Annotated in this window: 13 protein-coding genes and 4 pseudogenes; 6 read left to right on the plus strand and 11 right to left on the minus strand. The window is 71.9% G+C overall.

Annotated elements, in window-relative coordinates:
* Positions 1–96 precede the first annotated feature (96 nt).
* Both BJF83_RS23350 and BJF83_RS23355 read right to left on the minus strand, forming a co-directional pair.
* On the minus strand, positions 97–1,068 hold the full coding sequence (locus BJF83_RS23350; protein WP_075927993.1) for a hypothetical protein: 972 nt from the start codon (positions 1,066–1,068) through the stop codon (positions 97–99).
* Positions 1,069–1,368: 300 nt separating this feature from the next.
* Entirely contained in the window at positions 1,369–2,643 is a 1,275-nt protein-coding gene (locus tag BJF83_RS23355; RefSeq protein ID WP_075927994.1) for a glutamate-5-semialdehyde dehydrogenase, read from the minus strand.
* A gap of 687 nt (positions 2,644–3,330) precedes the next feature.
* On the opposite strand from BJF83_RS23355, the gene BJF83_RS23360 reads away from it, so the two are divergent.
* The 3 genes and pseudogenes from BJF83_RS23360 (at position 3,331) to BJF83_RS23370 (ending at position 6,081) form a co-directional block, all read left to right on the plus strand.
* Entirely contained in the window at positions 3,331–4,431 is a 1,101-nt protein-coding gene (locus BJF83_RS23360; protein WP_262391802.1) for an AMP-dependent synthetase, read from the plus strand.
* 107 nt (positions 4,432–4,538) lie between these two features.
* Positions 4,539–5,502, plus strand: a pseudogene (locus BJF83_RS23365) (aldo/keto reductase).
* A gap of 114 nt (positions 5,503–5,616) precedes the next feature.
* Positions 5,617–6,081: a MarR family winged helix-turn-helix transcriptional regulator gene (locus tag BJF83_RS23370; RefSeq protein WP_075927995.1), complete on the plus strand. Its 465-nt coding sequence runs from the start codon at positions 5,617–5,619 to the stop codon at positions 6,079–6,081.
* 53 nt (positions 6,082–6,134) lie between these two features.
* Here BJF83_RS23370 and BJF83_RS23375 read toward each other — a convergent pair whose 3' ends face one another.
* From BJF83_RS23375 to BJF83_RS23390, 5 genes and pseudogenes are all read right to left on the minus strand, one after another.
* The gene (locus tag BJF83_RS23375; protein ID WP_075927996.1) at positions 6,135–6,509 is read right to left on the minus strand and encodes a hypothetical protein; all 375 of its coding nucleotides are present in this window, start codon (positions 6,507–6,509) and stop codon (positions 6,135–6,137) included.
* Positions 6,509–7,063 (minus strand): 3-oxoacyl-ACP synthase III family protein, encoded by a 555-nt coding sequence (locus BJF83_RS29940; RefSeq protein WP_262391803.1) that lies wholly within the window; start codon positions 7,061–7,063, stop codon positions 6,509–6,511. The genes BJF83_RS23375 and BJF83_RS29940 overlap by 1 nt, the downstream gene beginning before the upstream one ends.
* A gap of 70 nt (positions 7,064–7,133) precedes the next feature.
* Positions 7,134–7,553: pseudogene (locus tag BJF83_RS29945) on the minus strand (3-oxoacyl-ACP synthase III family protein); the annotation flags it as partial.
* A gap of 153 nt (positions 7,554–7,706) precedes the next feature.
* The gene (locus BJF83_RS23385) at positions 7,707–8,438 is read right to left on the minus strand and encodes an HAD family phosphatase (RefSeq protein WP_075927997.1); all 732 of its coding nucleotides are present in this window, start codon (positions 8,436–8,438) and stop codon (positions 7,707–7,709) included.
* Between the two features lie 47 nt (positions 8,439–8,485).
* Positions 8,486–9,562, minus strand: coding sequence for a ScbA/BarX family gamma-butyrolactone biosynthesis protein (locus tag BJF83_RS23390; protein ID WP_262391804.1), 1,077 nt, complete (start codon positions 9,560–9,562; stop codon positions 8,486–8,488).
* Between the two features lie 462 nt (positions 9,563–10,024).
* Between BJF83_RS23390 and BJF83_RS29950 the strand changes: the two are divergent.
* The 3 genes and pseudogenes from BJF83_RS29950 to BJF83_RS29960 form a co-directional block, all read left to right on the plus strand.
* Positions 10,025–10,651, plus strand: a pseudogene (locus BJF83_RS29950) (FAD-dependent oxidoreductase); the annotation flags it as partial.
* 194 nt (positions 10,652–10,845) lie between these two features.
* Positions 10,846–11,034: pseudogene (locus BJF83_RS29955) on the plus strand (FAD-dependent monooxygenase); the annotation flags it as partial.
* A gap of 144 nt (positions 11,035–11,178) precedes the next feature.
* Entirely contained in the window at positions 11,179–11,658 is a 480-nt protein-coding gene (locus BJF83_RS29960) for a hypothetical protein (RefSeq protein ID WP_262391809.1), read from the plus strand.
* A gap of 174 nt (positions 11,659–11,832) precedes the next feature.
* Here the strand turns inward: BJF83_RS29960 and BJF83_RS23400 are convergent, their stop codons facing one another.
* From BJF83_RS23400 to proB, 4 genes are all read right to left on the minus strand, one after another.
* On the minus strand, positions 11,833–12,279 hold the full coding sequence (locus BJF83_RS23400) for a type II toxin-antitoxin system PemK/MazF family toxin (protein ID WP_075928032.1): 447 nt from the start codon (positions 12,277–12,279) through the stop codon (positions 11,833–11,835).
* A 45-nt stretch (positions 12,280–12,324) separates the two neighbouring features.
* Positions 12,325–13,215 carry an alpha/beta hydrolase fold domain-containing protein gene (locus BJF83_RS23405; RefSeq protein ID WP_075927999.1) on the minus strand — a complete coding sequence of 297 codons (891 nt, stop codon included), beginning with the start codon at positions 13,213–13,215 and terminating at the stop codon, positions 12,325–12,327.
* Positions 13,216–13,460: 245 nt separating this feature from the next.
* Complete coding sequence (locus BJF83_RS23410) at positions 13,461–14,315, minus strand: endo alpha-1,4 polygalactosaminidase (RefSeq protein WP_075928000.1); 855 nt, start codon at positions 14,313–14,315, stop codon at positions 13,461–13,463.
* Positions 14,312–15,469, minus strand: coding sequence for a glutamate 5-kinase (gene proB, locus BJF83_RS23415; protein WP_075928001.1), 1,158 nt, complete (start codon positions 15,467–15,469; stop codon positions 14,312–14,314). The genes BJF83_RS23410 and proB overlap by 4 nt, the downstream gene beginning before the upstream one ends.
* Positions 15,470–15,502 lie beyond the last annotated feature (33 nt).

The raw sequence follows: 15,502 nt of genomic DNA on the forward strand, positions 1-15,502 counted from the left end.
AGCACTCCGAAACCACCCCTGGGCAGGCGGAAGCGGCGCCGACGGACGTCGACGCCGCTCGGAGGTTCGGGTCGCACCCGGTCGGGCCACGCCGTCCTAGAAGGCGGGACCTGCGGCCATGGCCTCGTCGATGGTCTCGGTACGGGCCTCCTCGACCTCCTCGACCAGCTCTTCCTCGTGGGCCTCGAACTCCTCGACGACGGCGGCGGAGAAGGAGCGCAGCGCGACCTGCTCGGTCAGGACGTCACCGCGGACGCGGTTGTTGTCGCCGACCTGGGCCGTGGGCTGGTTGCCGGAGGTGCTCAGGTCGCCGCCGACGATGTTGTTGTCCACGTACACGCCGCCCGTCACGCCGGTGACGGTGAGGTCGCCGTCGACGTAGTTGAGCGACTCGCAGAAACCCTCCTGTTCGCCCGCGCCCACGGCGACCGGGCCGCCGGCCCCGGAGTAGGCGGCCTCGCCCAGGACCTCGCTGTCGCACAGGATGCCGCCGCTGGCGGAGTCGGTGACGGACAGGTCGCCGCGCACGGCCGTGTCGAAGACGTCGACGTACTCGACCCCCTCGGCGGTGACCGCGCCGCCGACACGCGAGCCGCTGACGTAGAGCTCGCCGACCTGGGAGCTGAGGCCCGCGACCGAGGAGTCCACGACGAAGACGAAGCCCTCGGTGTTCCCGACCTCGGTCGGGACGGCGCTCACCTCGGCCCCGCCGGAGGTCTCCTCCAGGTGGGTGCCGAAGGAGCCGTTGTTGACGACGCCGTCGCCCAGGGAGGTGCCGGAGGCGTCGAAGTAGCCGTTGCCCTGGACGGTCACCTCGCCGTCGATCTCGCCGCCGATGATGTGCAGGTTGGCGTTCTCCCGGACGGTGACGTCGCCCTGGATGACCGTGCCGTCCAGGTAGCAGCTCTCACCCTCGGGCACCGCCAGGTCGGTCGGCAGGGTGACCGCGCCGCCGTGACCCGAGCAGAGGGTGATGAGGTCGGCCTGCGCGGGGGTGGCCACCAGTGTGACCCCGCCGACGGCGAGAGTGGCGGTGGCGAGCGCGGCGGCCTTGCTCGGAAGCTTCATTCGGGGGTGTTCCTTTCGTCTGTGACCGTGGGGGCGGAACTCCGGGGTCTGATGCGGGCGGAGCACCGGGACACACCCAGCGAACGTATCGAGACGTAGTCGCTTTGGGAATACTTCTGAGGCGAATAATCGCGTTTGTCTAGGTTGCTGCTGGGAAAACCGCACGAACACCAAGAGTTCCCAGAGCGCTCATGTGAGACATGTGTCGCATGGTGCAGTTGCGAAGGTTGCGGACATCGGGTCAACGTTGGAGGTCGCCAGGCGCACCCGGCGACCCCATACGCGCACGACCGGTGATTCCTACTTCAGATGTCCGTCACCGGTCACCACGTACTTGGTCGACGTCATCTCCGTGAGCCCCATCGGACCCCTGGCGTGCAACTTCTGGGTGGAGATACCGATCTCCGCGCCGAAACCGAACTCGCCCCCGTCCGTGAAACGGGTGGAGGCGTTCACCATGACCGCGGCCGAGTCGACGCGGGCGACGAAGTACCGGGAGGCGGACAGGGAGTCGGTGACGATGGCCTCGGTGTGCTGGGTGGAGTACCGGCGGATGTGCGCGAGCGCGTCGTCGATCGTCGGGACCACCCGCACCGCCAGATCCATCGACAGGTACTCCGTGGCCCAGTCCTCCTCCGTGGCCTCGACCACGGTCGCGGACGTCCCGCTCTCCTCGGCGGCCGCCAGTACCCGGGCGTCGCCGTGCACCGTGACGCCGGCTTCGGCGAGGGAGTCCAGCACGCGCGGCAGGTACGCGTCGGCGACCGCCTCGTGCACGAGCAGGGTCTCGGCCGAGTTGCACACCGAGCAGCGCTGCGCCTTGGCGTTGGTGGCGATGGCGACCGCCTTGTCGAGGTCGGCGGCCTCGTCCACGTACACGTGGCACAGCCCCTCGCCGGTCTCGATGACCGGAACCGTGGAGTCGCGCACGACCGCCTGGATGAGCGAACGGCCGCCGCGCGGGATCAGCACGTCGACCAGTCCGCGCGCCCGCATGAGCGCGGTGGAGGACTCGCGTGTGCGACCGGGCACCAACTGGACCGCGTCGACCGGGACGCCGGTCCCCGCCAGGGCCTCGCGCAGCACCGCGACGATGGCGGCGTTGGAGGCGTAGGCGGAGGAGGAACCGCGCAGCAGGGCGGCGTTACCGCTCTTCAGGCAGAGCGCGGCGGCGTCGACCGTGACGTTGGGCCGCCCCTCGTAGATGATGCCGATGACACCGAGCGGCACCCGGATCTGGCGCAGGTCCAACCCGTTGGGCAGGATCGCGCCGCGCACCGACTCGCCGACCGGGTCGGGCAGCTCGACGATGTGGCGCACGGCGTCGGCGATGGCCTCGATCCGCTGGGGCGTCAGCGTGAGACGGTCGATCATGGCCGGGGAGGTCCCCTCGGCTCGGGCTCGCTGCACGTCCTCGGCGTTGGCGGCGGTGATCTCGTCGCCGCGCTTGACGAGGGCGTCGGCGACGGCGCGCAGCGCGGCGTCCTTGACGGCCCGGCTGAGCGGGGCGAGGTCGACCGCCGCGTCCCTGGCGCGTTCGGCCACCGCGTGGACCTCGCGCTCGATGTCACTCATGGGTGTTCTCTCTTGTGCTCGGGAAGCAGCCCCGGCGCTCCGGTCGCGCCGAGGGCGGGACCGGCGCCAGGGTCGTCGACCTCCAGGGTATATCCGCCACGTCACGCGCCACCCCTGGCGCCACGCGTCGGCGCGACTTCCGTCCGAACTGCCGAGCGGGGATCATTCCATTTCTGTCGTATTCCCTCATGGTATTGAAAGTTCATGTGATCAACGTCACAGGATCAACAATGATCTTGAGCTGACCTCGCAACCACCTCCGACAAGATGGAATAACGATACGCATTCGCATGGTCACGAAGAAAGAGACTTCCTTCTGTCCGCCTGTCGCACAAACCTGCTTTACTGTGCGTGTGACACCGACACCACCCCCTGTCGGCCACTGCAGGAAGCTTCCGGGAGTATTCCCGGCGGTTCTAGTTCATTAACGGCACCGCAACCACTCCGGGCGGCCGAAGGCGTCCATCCGGAAATAGCCAGGAATGCGAGTACGCGAATGACAATGACTTCCGGGGCAGAGGAATCACGTTATGAGACCCAGTCTCTGTCCCATGCCCTGGCCAGGCTCTCCAAAATCCCGGTGGTCCGTGAGAAGTACAGCCGCTACGCGGGCGACGAGCGTCCGCCGAGCCTGACGGACCTGCCGACGCTCACCCGGGACGAACTGGGCGAGGCGACCGACGCCTGATGCGCGACGCCCCCGCAGCGCTGAACCGGGCCTCCCTGCACATCATGGGCGGGACCACCTCCGCCATACGGATGGGGGCCCTGCCAGCGGACCTGTACCTGGACGAGATCGCCCCCCACGTCAACCCGTTCGAGCCCGGCGACCTGCTCGCCAGCCTGAGCACGCCCTTCCACATGCGCGCCTCGCATGACCTGCACACCGCGCTGGCCACACGGGCCGGGGTTCCGACGCTGTCCATGGACGCGCCGACCGACAAGTCCATGGGGCCCTACCTCGACCTGTTCGAACAGCAGGGCGTGACGGCCCTGGCCACCACGTTGGACACCGTCCGGCGGCTCCTGCGGTTCTGCGCCGCCGCCAGCCGGGACCTGGACTTCCTACGCAAGGTGGTCTGGAGCGGTCCGGCCATGGACGGCGACACCCGCGCACTGATCCGCGCGCAGTTCCCCCACCTGCGCACCTGGGCGCTCTTCGGTTCGGCCGAGACCTGGATCATCGGGCACAGCGGTCCCTCGTGCTCCGACGACACCCTCCACCTGCTGCCGCACCAGTACACCGAGATCGCCGACGGACGGATGCTCGTCACCGTGACGCACGAGAAGGCGGTCATCCCCCTGCTCCGGTACGACACGGGCATCTCGGCGGAGTGGGCGCACTGCGGGTGCGGCCTGCCCGGTCCCGCGATCAGGACGCACAGCCGTATCGACGCCCCCCTGGGGCCGCTCACCCGCCTGGTCTCCCCCATCGACCTGGTCGCGCTCGCGCACCGGCTGGACTCGGTGGAGGAGGCGCAGGTCGTGGTGGTGGACCCGCACACGGAGGACGAACGCCTGCACCTGCGGATCCGACTCCTGCCGGGGGTCGAGGCCGACCTCTACACGAGCGAGTGGATCCGTCACCACGTGGTGTCCGGCTGCCTGGCGCTGTCCGAGATCACCGACGAGACCCCGGAGGTGTTCGAGGTCGTCCTCGCCCAGCGACTGCTGAACACGCGTCCGGACGGCAGCGCGCCGCCGGTCGTGGTCAGGGAGGGCCATAGGTACGCAAACCAGTCGACATCTGCATTTGATCAGCATTCTTATGGTACGTTGATTACGTAGATTCAGGAGGGTGGACCCTGGGACGTTCACACCGCACGCCGTGGCCCCACGGGCGACAGCGCGGTCTCCTGAGTCGTGTCGTACGACCCCGACCACAGGAGTGCGTCATGCGGACCGCCTCGCTGACCTCCAGCGGCCCCACCGTGTCCGTCCAGGGACTCGGCTGCATGGGCATGAGTGAGTTCTACGGACCTGGTGACGACGCGGAATCCGTCGCGACCCTGCACCACGCCCTCGACATCGGCGTGAACTTCCTCGACACGGCCGACATGTACGGCCACGGGGCCAACGAGGAACTCGTGGGCAAGGTCGTGCGGGAGCGGCGGGACGAGGCCGTCCTCGCCACCAAGTTCGCCATCGTCCGTGACCGTGAGACCGGAGAGCGCACGCACCGCGGGGACCCGACCTACGTCCGGTCCGCCTGCGACTCCAGCCTCGCCCGCCTCGGCGTCGACACGATCGACCTGTACTACATGCACCGGCGCGACCCCTCCGTCCCGATCGAGGAGACCGTCGGGGCGATGGCGGAGCTGGTGGCCGCCGGCAAGATCCGCCACCTGGGGCTGTCCGAGGTGAGCTCCGAGGAGATCCGCGCCGCCCAGGCCGTCCACCCCATCGCTGCCGTGCAGACCGAGTACTCCCTGTGGACCAGGCACGTGGAGGACGAGGGGATCCTGGCCGCCTGTCGTGAGCTCGGGATCGGGTTCGTCCCCTACTCTCCGCTCGGGCGGGGTTTCCTCACCGGTTCCTACACCACGCGCGACGGGCTGGACGAGGACGACTTCCGCCGCCGCAACCCCCGATTCTCCGCGCAGAACTCGCGCGCAACAAGGAACTGCTCGCCACCGTCCAGCGCGTGGCCGACGCCCACGACGCCACCCTCGGACAGGTCGCGCTCGCCTGGGTCCACACCCAGGCCTCCGCCTGGGGACTCCCCGTCGTGCCCATCCCGGGCACCAAGCGGCGCAGCGCCTGGACGAGAACGCGGAGGCGGCCGAACTGGCCCTGACCCCGGACGACCTGGACGCGCTGGATCCGCTCGCCGCCGCGACCGCGGGCGGGCGGTACTGACCCCTCCCGCCCGGGGCCAGGTGTACGCCCGCCCGCCCCGGGTACCGCCCTGGTGCCGGTTCCGGATGGAACGACGAGCACGGAGGGACAATCGCCCTGATATACGATTCGCAGATGACCCAGCTTCCCATGGACCAGCGGATCGGTCATCACCTCAAACGCGCCGAGCAGGAGCTGATCGCGGCCAAGCACGCGGTGCTGCGTCAGTTCAACCTGTCCGTTCCGCAGTACACGGTCCTCCTCGTGCTGTCGGAGGAACCCGGGCTGTCGGGTGCGATCCTGGCCCGACGGTGCCTGGTGACCCCGCAGACGATGTCCTCCGTCCTGGCCACGCTGAGCAGGCGGGAGCTCATCGAGCGCAAGCCGCACCCGCTGCACTCGCACATCCTGGAGACCCGGCTCTCCGAGACGGGCCACGCGCTGCTCACGAGGGCCGACGAGGCCGCGGTCCGGGTCGAGGCGCGACTGAGCCACGCCTTCACCAAGGCCGAGGAGGAGGAGTTCGTGCGCTACCTGGCGCGGTGCGCCGAGGCCTCCGCCGAGGCCCGCACCGAACTCGTGGACCTGAACGAGCGATAGACCCGGACCCCGCGCGCACACGGTCCGGGTCAATTCCTCGCTCGCGGTCCCTCTCAGGGCCAGGGGCGCCCCGGAGCGGCCCGCGAGGATCCGGCGGGCTCCCCCGGACACGGCGCCGGTCCGGCGATCCGCGCCCACTGGCGCTGGCGCGCCCGGATGGTCGTGCGCAGCACCGCGGACAGGACCCGCACCTCATCCGGGTTCGGGCGTTTCCGGATGACGTCCAGGATCAGGCTGTTCTCGGCCACCAGGTCCTCTTCGGTCGTCGCCTCACCCACACGACGCCCCCTTCGACGCGTGCGTGCCGCTCCCGTCCGGCCGCCGGCCCGGGCGTCGGCGCGCATCGCCCCGAGGTCGTCGGAGACCGCGGTCCCCCGGCGCGGGACGACGTCCGCCGAGCCCCGTCGCGCGCCCTGGGCGACCGCCATCAGACGGTCACCGGTGTGGGGACGGAGACCGCGACCCGCCCGACCGGGTGGCGCGGCACCGGGACCGGGCTCCACCGGACCAACGCGAGACCGACGCTCATCCCGCCGCCGAACCCGGCGAGGAGGACCAGGTCGTCACGCTGGAGCAGGCCCGACCGGTGGACGGTGTCCAGGGCGATCGGGATCGACCCCGATCCGGTGTTGCCCTGGCGCTCCACGGTCAGGTGCAGGTGGGCCCGTTCCAGGCCCAGGGACGGCCAGATGTCGGTGAGCATCGCGCCGTTGGCCTGGTGCGGGACGAAGTGGCGAATCTCGTCACGGGCCACACCCATGCCGTCGAGCATCTGGTGGATGACCTCGGGCAGGCGCCGGGTGACGTAGTCGCGCACGCCCCGCCCCTCCATCTGGAAGAAGTGGTCGCCACCGTCGAGCGTGGCCGCGGAGGCGGGCAGGCGGGACCCGCCCGCCGGAACACGGATCAGCTCGTGGTGGTCCCCGTCGGTGAGCAGCTGGGCGCCCAGGACCCCGTCGCGGTCGCGCGCGGGACCCAGCACGACGCGCCGGCGCGTCGCCGAACAGGGTGGCGGTCCTGCGGTCGCTGTAGTCCAGGATGCGGGAGTAGATGTCACCCCCGACGACCAGGGCGTAGGCGTCGCCCTGGGGACGCAGCAGGTGTTCGGCCACGGACAGGGCGTAGACGAACCCGCTGCACACGGAGTTCACGTCGAAGGCGGCCGCCCGGCGGGCGCCGAGCAGGTGCTGGGTGATACTGGCCGTCGCCGGCTGCGGGTGGTCCGGCGTGGACGTGGCGACGATGATGTAGCTGAGCCGCTCCGCCGGGATGGCGGCCTGGGCCAGTGCCCGGCGGCCCGCCTCGGCCGCGAGGTCGGAGGTGGCCTCGCCGGGAGCGGCGCGCCTGCGCTCGCGGATCCCGGTCTTGCGGCGGATCCACTCGTCGGTCACACCGGTCGTGCGCCCGATCTCGTCGTTGCCGACCACGTCGGCCGGTAGGTAGGAGCCGGTTCCAAGGATGGCGATCGTCATCGTGCTGTCTCCCTATGTACTGAACTCTGGAGCGCCGCGTGGGTGTCGGCGCCCGGTCAGACCAGCGCCATGGCGCGCACCGGAGCGCCGAAACCGCTTCGACCGGGGCACGCCGAGCATGAGAGTGGCCCGCGGGCCATGGCGGGCGGCCCCTCAGCCCGCGGCGGCCGTGGCGGCTACCGCGGGAGCCGAGACGTCCCTGATCCGCTCCCAGCCGTGCCGGTCGGCGTGTGCGCCGAGCACCGAGTCGTCGCCGACGGCCACCGGGTGGCCGACCGCCGACAGGAGGGACAGGTCGCTGGAGTGGTCGCCGTAGGCGGTGCAGTCGGCCAGCGGGACACCGCGCACGGCGGCGGCCGCCCGCGCCGCCGTGCCCTTGGTCGCACCGATCATCGGAACCACGACCTCGCCCGTGGTACGCCCGTCGCGTGCGACGGGGCGGGTGCCCAGGGCCCAGTTCGCACCGACGGCCCCGGCGATCGGCTCCAGGCAGGCGAAGAAGGAACCCGACAGCAGGACCACGAGGTCCCCCTGGTCGCGGTGGCGGCGCAGCCGCTCCACGACGGGCGGGTGCCAGAACCCGGCACGGGCGGAGGCGGTCTCGAACCAGGCCCTCCCCAGACCGCGCAGCCGGTCGGTGCTCTCCCCGGCCATGAGCCGGTAGTAGGCGCGGTTGACGTCCTGCCGGGGCGCTCCCCCGGCCGCCATAGCGCGCAGGTCGGCGACCGCCCGGTCGTAGGCCGAGGGCTCGCGCCCGTCACTGGTGAACCGGAACTCCAGGAACGAGAACATGCTCTTGGGGCCGATGAGCGTCTCGTCCACGTCGAAGAAGGCGATGGCTGGTGTGCGGGCTCCCGTGCCGTGCACGTCGCCTGGTGCCGTCATGGGCGTCTCTCCTGACTGCGGTGTGGGTGCGTTCCGGCGGGCCGGGGTCAGGACGTGACCCGGACGAGAGCGACGTCCAGTCGGCAGATGGACACGTCCTCCTGACGCACGTCCACCTCGACGGCGCTGGACGCCGCGGGGTCCGAGGGGTACTCGACCGTGCCGCCCTGGGTGTAGTAGACGTCGCCCTCCTGGGTGTTCTCCCCGGCGGGCCGGACTCGGGCCAGCAGGTCGGTACGGGGCTCCAGCTCACCGAAGGCGGTGAACGCGGCGGTGATCCCGGCGACGTAGGCCTTGGCGGGCGAGGTGCCCCGGGCCTCCAGGAGGGCGTTGAGCGCGAGCTGGCGGGCGGCCTCGGCCAGGACCATGCCCGGGATGTGGTCCTGGGCGTGGTCGAACAGGCTGGGGTGCTCGGGGAGCACGCGCATGGAGGCGGAGACGACGTCGGCGTCCGTGCGCAGTCCGGCCAGGACGACGTTCTCGTCGCTGGCGCGGCCGACCAGGTAGGGGGCGGGGACCTCGCCGGGGACGGTGAACTCGAAGCGTGCGGTGGAGGGCAGCGGCGCGCCGGAGCGGTTGCTGGAGCGCAGGCGCCGGTAGCTCTCCGGCGACTTGAAGCGCAGCCCGACGACGGCAGTGCCGACCTCGGCGTCGTCGACGAAGAGTCGGAAGCGGGCGTCGTAGCCGACCACGCGCCCCTCCTTGACCCGCTTGTCATCGATCGAGGCCAGCATCTTCAACGCGCTGGGCGCCCGGCCGACGACCATCCGGTCCGGGCGGTCGATCGCCACGCTCAGGGTGGTGAGCACGAACTTGTGGTCGAAGGGGACCGCGTAGTGGGTGTGGGCGATGGCGAGCCCGGCCTGACGGCAGGCCTCCAGGAGCAGGACCGGGTCGTGCAGGCGCGGGCGCAGCAGGTGGTCGCCGAAGTAGGCGTGCAACCGCGGCAGCTGCGCCGCCGCCGCGTGGGCGTCGCCGCCCAGGGACCGGGTGTCGGTGACGAAGACCTCGGCCAGGGCCTCCCGGTGGACGACCGTGCGGTCGAGCGTGCGCGCGTAGTCCAGACGGGGGTCGTCGAGCCGCTCCGCCGCCTCGTCGACGGTGAGGAGGTCGTGCGCGGGCATCTGCATGGTGTGTCTCGCATTCCTCTTGCTCGTGGACCTGGTGGGGCGGAAGGCCTGGGGCACGGGCCTCCCGTGGAGCGGGGAGCAGTGGGCGGGGCGGGGTCGCGAAGGCGTCACGCCACCGGGAGCGGGGACCGGCGACCCGGATGCTCAGCCCGAAGCGCGGCGCCAAGGCTCCACAGCCGGGACGCGCGGGCATGGGCTCGCGGGCTTGGGGCGACGGTGGACACACGGACGCCGGCGTCGCCGCTCGCCCGGATCCGGGGTACCGGCCCGCCCTGGGCGTCCGGCCGCGCCGTGATCGGAGTCACCGTTCCTCACTCCTACATCGAATCCTTATAACCATCTAGCTACAGAGAAGCATAAGGTATCTTATTATCATCGTCAATCTTATAGATGCCCCGGGCGGGCGACCCGCGTCCCCCGGGGCCCCAGGATCCGAATCGATCGGAGCTCATTGAGATGCCACTGACCAGTGAGGACACCACCCCCGACCACACACCTCGAACCCCGGTGGAACCCGCGGACGTCCTGATCGTCGGCGCCGGGCCCGTGGGACTGACCGCCGCATGTGAACTCATCCGGCGGGGGGTCAGCGTCCGGCTCGTCGACCGGGCGGAGCACGCCTCCCCCTTCCCCAAGGCCCTGCTGCTGTGGCCGCGCACGCTCGACATGCTGGACGACCTCGGATCCCTCGGCGCCGCCAGGGAGGCCGGCATCGACATCGCCAGGTTCCGCTACTTCTCCGCGCGGGAGCCGTTGGCCACGTTCACCTTCCCCGACCACCTCACCCCGCTGTGCCTGCCCCAGTGCGAGACCGAGCGCGTGCTCACCGACCGGCTGCACGAACTGGGCGGGCGCATCGAGCGCGGCGTGCGACTCCTGGCCTTCGACGGGCTCGACTTCTCGGGCGACATCACCAACACCGACGGGGTCACCGCCGTTCTGGAGCACCGGGACGGCACGGTGGAGCGCTACCGCACGCCCTTCGTCATCGGCGCGGACGGGGCCGGCAGCGCGGTCCGGGCCCAGATCGGCACCGGGTTCGTCGGGAGCACCTACGAGTCGGCGTTCGCCCTGGTCGACTGCCGGATCGAGGGCGACCTGCCCACCGACGAGGCGCTCTACTACCAGTCACCCCAGGGGGCGCTCGTCATCGTCGCCCTCCCCGACGGGGTGTTCCGTTTCTTCAGCAGCCTGCCGCCGGGTGAGAAGGCGAGCGTGGAACTGCTCCAGCGGATCGCCGACGAACAGGGACCCGGCGCGTCCGCCTGGTCGACCCCGTGTGGGAGTCGGTCTTCCGCGTCCACCGCAGGCACGCCGACGACTTCCAGCGCGGCCGCGTCTTCCTCGCCGGGGACGCCGCCCACGTGCACAGCCCGGCGGGCGGACAGGGGCTCAACACCGGGATGCAGGACGCGCAGAACCTCGCCTGGAAGCTGGCCGCCGTGCTCGACGGGCGCGCCGAGCCGTCGCTGCTGTACACCTACCAGCACGAGCGCCGGGACGTGGCGCGCCAGGTCGTGCGCGACACCGACGTCCAGACCCGGGGGTGGATGCTCAAGCACCCGCTCCAGACGGCCGCCAGGGACGCCGCCTTCCGCGCCCTGGAACCCGTGGTGGACCGCCATTACCTGCCGGTGATGGCCGGGTACCGGTTCCGCTACGCCCCGACCCGCAGCACACAGGAACCAGCCTGGCCCTCCTCCTGCCACCTCACCCAGAGGCGGCCCGGCGCGGTCCGCGTCGGGCACGCCCTGCCGCGCGCACTGGCCGTCCGGATCGGCGTCGGCGGCGCCGAGGCGGCGGGCGCGCCCGCTGTCCCTCCCGGATGGACGGTCGCCGTCGTGCCCGGCGCCCCCGCGGTGGAGGACGACCTGACCAGGGCCGTCGCCGACCGGCCCGACGTCACCGTGCGGACGCTGGCGGCGGGCGAGGCCGAGGCGCACCGGCTGTGTCCGGCGTCCGGCTACCACCTGATCCGCCCCGACGGCTACGTGGCCGCGCACGGACACGGGGCCGACCGCGCACGGCTGCGCGCCGAGCTCACCGCCCACCTGGGCGCACCGGCGAAGGCCCCCGCGGTCACGGGCTGAGCCGGGCACACCCGCCCTGGCACTGGAGCCCGGTCGCGCCCTCCCCGGCCCATGGGCGCGACCGGGCGTTCCGGCCAGGAGCCCTCAGCCGAGGAGACGGTCCGGCCGCCATGGACGCGGGCCGGGGCCCGGCGCGAACGCGGCGCGTCCACGTGTTCGGCCCGTCGGTCGGATTCAGCTCCATCCGTAGCGGCTCCGCAGCACCTCCGCGATCAGCCGGAAACGCTTCTCGTCCAGGACGGCGGCCTCCCGGCGGATGTCGCCCTCGTCGGACTCGAAGAGGCGGTCCACCCGGATGTGGGAGTCCCGGCCCTCGCGGTCCCAGGGGCCCGTGCCGATGGGCAGCCAGTCCTGGGCCTCCCAGGCGTCGGGGCTCCGGGAGGAGAGCATGAGCCCGTGCAGGCGCCCGTCCTTGCGCCCGACGACGAGCATGGGCCGGTCCTTGCCCTGCTCGGGGTCCTCCTCGAAGGGGACCCACGTCCACACGATCTCTCCCGCGTCGGCGAGGCCGTCGCGTTCGGGCGCGTAGGCGATCCTGGTGGCGTTGCGTTCGGTGGGGATCTCGCGGACGCGGCCCCGCTGGGGGTGCGGGGCGCGCCCGCGCGTGCTGTGGTCGCTCACGCACCGCATCCTAGGGCGTTCGCCGCGGGCCCACGCCCTGGGACGTCAACGCGGTCCCCGCAGGGCGACGGTGATCCGGCGGCGTGCCCGGCGCCCCTCGGGGGTGGGTGTCAGGGGGTGGACGTGGATCGCCCCGACCGCCTCGTCGAGCCGCACCCGCGTCCCCGCCGCCAGCAGCGCTCCGTGCAGCCGCAGGACGTCGCCGTGGAACAGGTCGCGGGTGCCGATGTACAGGTCGGTCGGCGGCAACCCGGCCATCGGACCGTTGACCGGGCTGATGCGGGGGTGGGCCAGGTCGTCCCCGCCCGCCCAGGCCCGCGCCGACTCCAGGAGGGCGACGCGGCTGAGCATGGGGTCGACCGCCGCCACCGCCGGGATGGACGGGTGGGTCAGGGTGGCGTCGACCCACGGGGAGACGAGCACCATCCGCGCGGGGAGGGGCAGTCCGCTCTCGGGGAGCGACTGCGCGAGGGCGAGCGCCAACCCAGCCCCGGCCGAGTCGCCCGCGAACCCGACCCGATCCGGCGGCAGGTCGTCGAGGAGCCCGCGGTGCACCTCGGTCAGGAACGGGAACGCCTCCCGGTGCGTGTGCTGGGGCGCCAGCCCGTAGACGGGGACATCCACCCGGCAGCCCGCGTCGGCGAGCCGCGAGACCAGCGCCCAGTGCGCGAGGCCGATCTCACTGACGTAGGAACCGCCGTGCAGGTACACCACGGCCCGCTCGGGGGCGGCGACCCTCACGGGGCGGACGGTGTACACGCGGAACCCGCCGACCTCCCGCCGGGTGACCCGGTGCCGGCGGCCGACCCACCCGGGCGGGGCCGGGTCGGTCTTGGCCCGCGCGATCCGCCTCCGGGCGCCCGCGACGGTCTCGGCCGGACGCCTGCGCGTGGACCGGAGGACGCCCGCGAGAGCGCGGACAGCCAAACTCGCCATGCCGTCTCCCTTCCTTGGGGACGGGATGTCCCGGAGGGACCCTCTCACAGGTCGCGGACCAGCCGGCGACCGGTCCTGCTCCGCGGGCTCCGTTCGAGGGGCGGCATCGTGCCAGGAGAGGCGAGGGCCGTGTCCGGTGCCGCGTGGGCGACGATTCGAGGACGGTGTTCGTGCTCGCGGCGCACCATCGCCGCGACGCCTGCCGTGGGAGTGACGACGTCGGTTCCCGCGCCGCGCAGCCCGGGTCAGCAGGTCTCGAAGAGGTACCCGGGTTCGTCGGGGACGACGAGGTCGCGGTCGCGCAGGATCGTGCCGGCCGGGGTGCCCGGGTCGGCGCACACCTCCTCGAAGGGGATGTCCAGCGTGTCGAGGTACTCGACGGCGAGCACGGCGTCACCGTACACGTCCGTGTATGCGGCGCATTCGTCGTAGGCCGCGCACTCCTCGGCGACGGCCAGGTCGAACCCGACCTCCTCCCTCGCCCGATCGGCCAGTTCGGCGGAGTTCTTCTGCGCGACGGCCAGGCCCAGGGCATGCGCCCCCTCCGTGAGTTCGGCGGCGAACGCGAGGGCGTCGTCGGCCGTGAACGCTTCGTCGGAGCGGGTGTAGGAGTCCAGGTTGTCGAACTCCACGGCGTCGAAGCCCCGCTCCGCGCATTCCTCGACGGTCACGCCGACGATCTCGGCGATCTCCGTCCGCTGCTCCTCGGTGGACACGTCCAGCAGGAACTCGTCCGGCCAGTTCGGGTCGGCGACAAACTCCCCGTCCTCGTCGCGCAGCAGCAGGTCCGAGTGGTCGGACACCCACGCGTCCCGTTCCTGCGGCTGGGTCTGGAACCCGTTGACGTAGCAGACCGAGTACAGTCCGGCGGCGGGCTCGTCGGTGGCGTCGCGCACCACCGCCACCACTTCGGAGGCCGGTTCGTAGGCGCCGCCGAGCTGGTAGTCGAACACGCCCGCGGGCGGAAGATCCACCCCGTCCGCCCCCGCGGACGAGAGCTCCGCCCCGTCGGTTCCGCCCGCCGCGCACCCGGCGGCCAGGACCACGAGGACGACCGCAGCGGCGGCGCGCCCCGGGGCGGCTCCGCCACGGTGTGTCACAGGACCACCAGGTCGTCGCGGTGCACGAGTTCGCGCTCGTAGGAGGGACCCATCTCGCGAGCCAACCACCGTGTCGACCTGCCCATCATGTCGGGAACCTCGGACGCGTCGTAGTTGACCAGTCCGCGCGCGACCACGGTACCGCGCTCGTCGCGCAGGTCGACCGGGTCGCCCGCGCTGAAGTCCCCCATGACGCGGACCACCCCGGCGGGCAGCAGCGAGGCCTTCTCGCTCACGACCGCCACGACCGCCCCGGGGTCCAGGACCAGGCTGCCCCGACCGGCGGTGGCGTGGGCCAGCCACAGCTGCCGAGTCGAGGGGCGGCGGCCCCGCGTCGGCGCGAAGAGCGTGCCCACCCGCTCCCCCGCCAGGGCGGCACGCGCGTTGGCGGCGGAAGTCAGCACCGTCTGCACACCGGCCTCGGTGGCGATGCGGGCCGACTCGACCTTGGTCACCATGCCGCCGGTGCCCACACCCCGGTTGCCGCTGCCGCCGATGTCGATGCCGTCCAGGTCCTCGGGGCCGCGCACGAGGTCCACGACGCAGGTGGACGGGTCGGAGGGGTTGCCGTCGTAGAGGGCGTCCACGTCGGAGAGCAGGACGAGCGCGTCCGCGCGCATGAGGTGGGCGACCAGGGCGGCCAGGCGGTCGTTGTCGCCGAACCGGATCTCGTGGGTGGCCACGGTGTCGTTCTCGTTGACGATCGGCACCGCGCCGATGTCCAGCAACCTGCGCAGTGTGCGTTGTGCGTTGCGGTGCTGCACCCGACGCATCATGTCCTCCACCGTGAGCAGGACCTGGGCGGCGTTGAGGCCGTGCCCGGCCAGCTCGGCGGTGTAGGACGCCAGCAGCAGGCCCTGCCCGACACTGGCGGCGGCCTGCTGGGAGGCCAGGTCGCGCGGGCGTCGGGTCAGTCCGAGGGGGGTCATCCCGGCGGCGACGGCGCCGGAGGAGACCAGGATCACCTCCTGCCCGAGCGAGCGTCGGGCCGCCAGGACCTCGACGAGGCCGCGGATACGGCCGGAGTCGATCAGTCCGTCCGGGGTCGTCAGCGACGACGACCCCACCTTGACCACGACCCGCCGCGCGGTCGCCACCGCCGCGCGGCCGGCGACCTCCAGCTCGTCGATGTGTTCGGTTCCCAAGGTTTCCACCGGGGGCTCTCCATCCGTGGCACGGCTCCAGGT

It is taken from the genome of Nocardiopsis sp. CNR-923, from assembly GCF_001942255.1.
Lineage (GTDB): Bacteria > Actinomycetota > Actinomycetes > Streptosporangiales > Streptosporangiaceae > Nocardiopsis.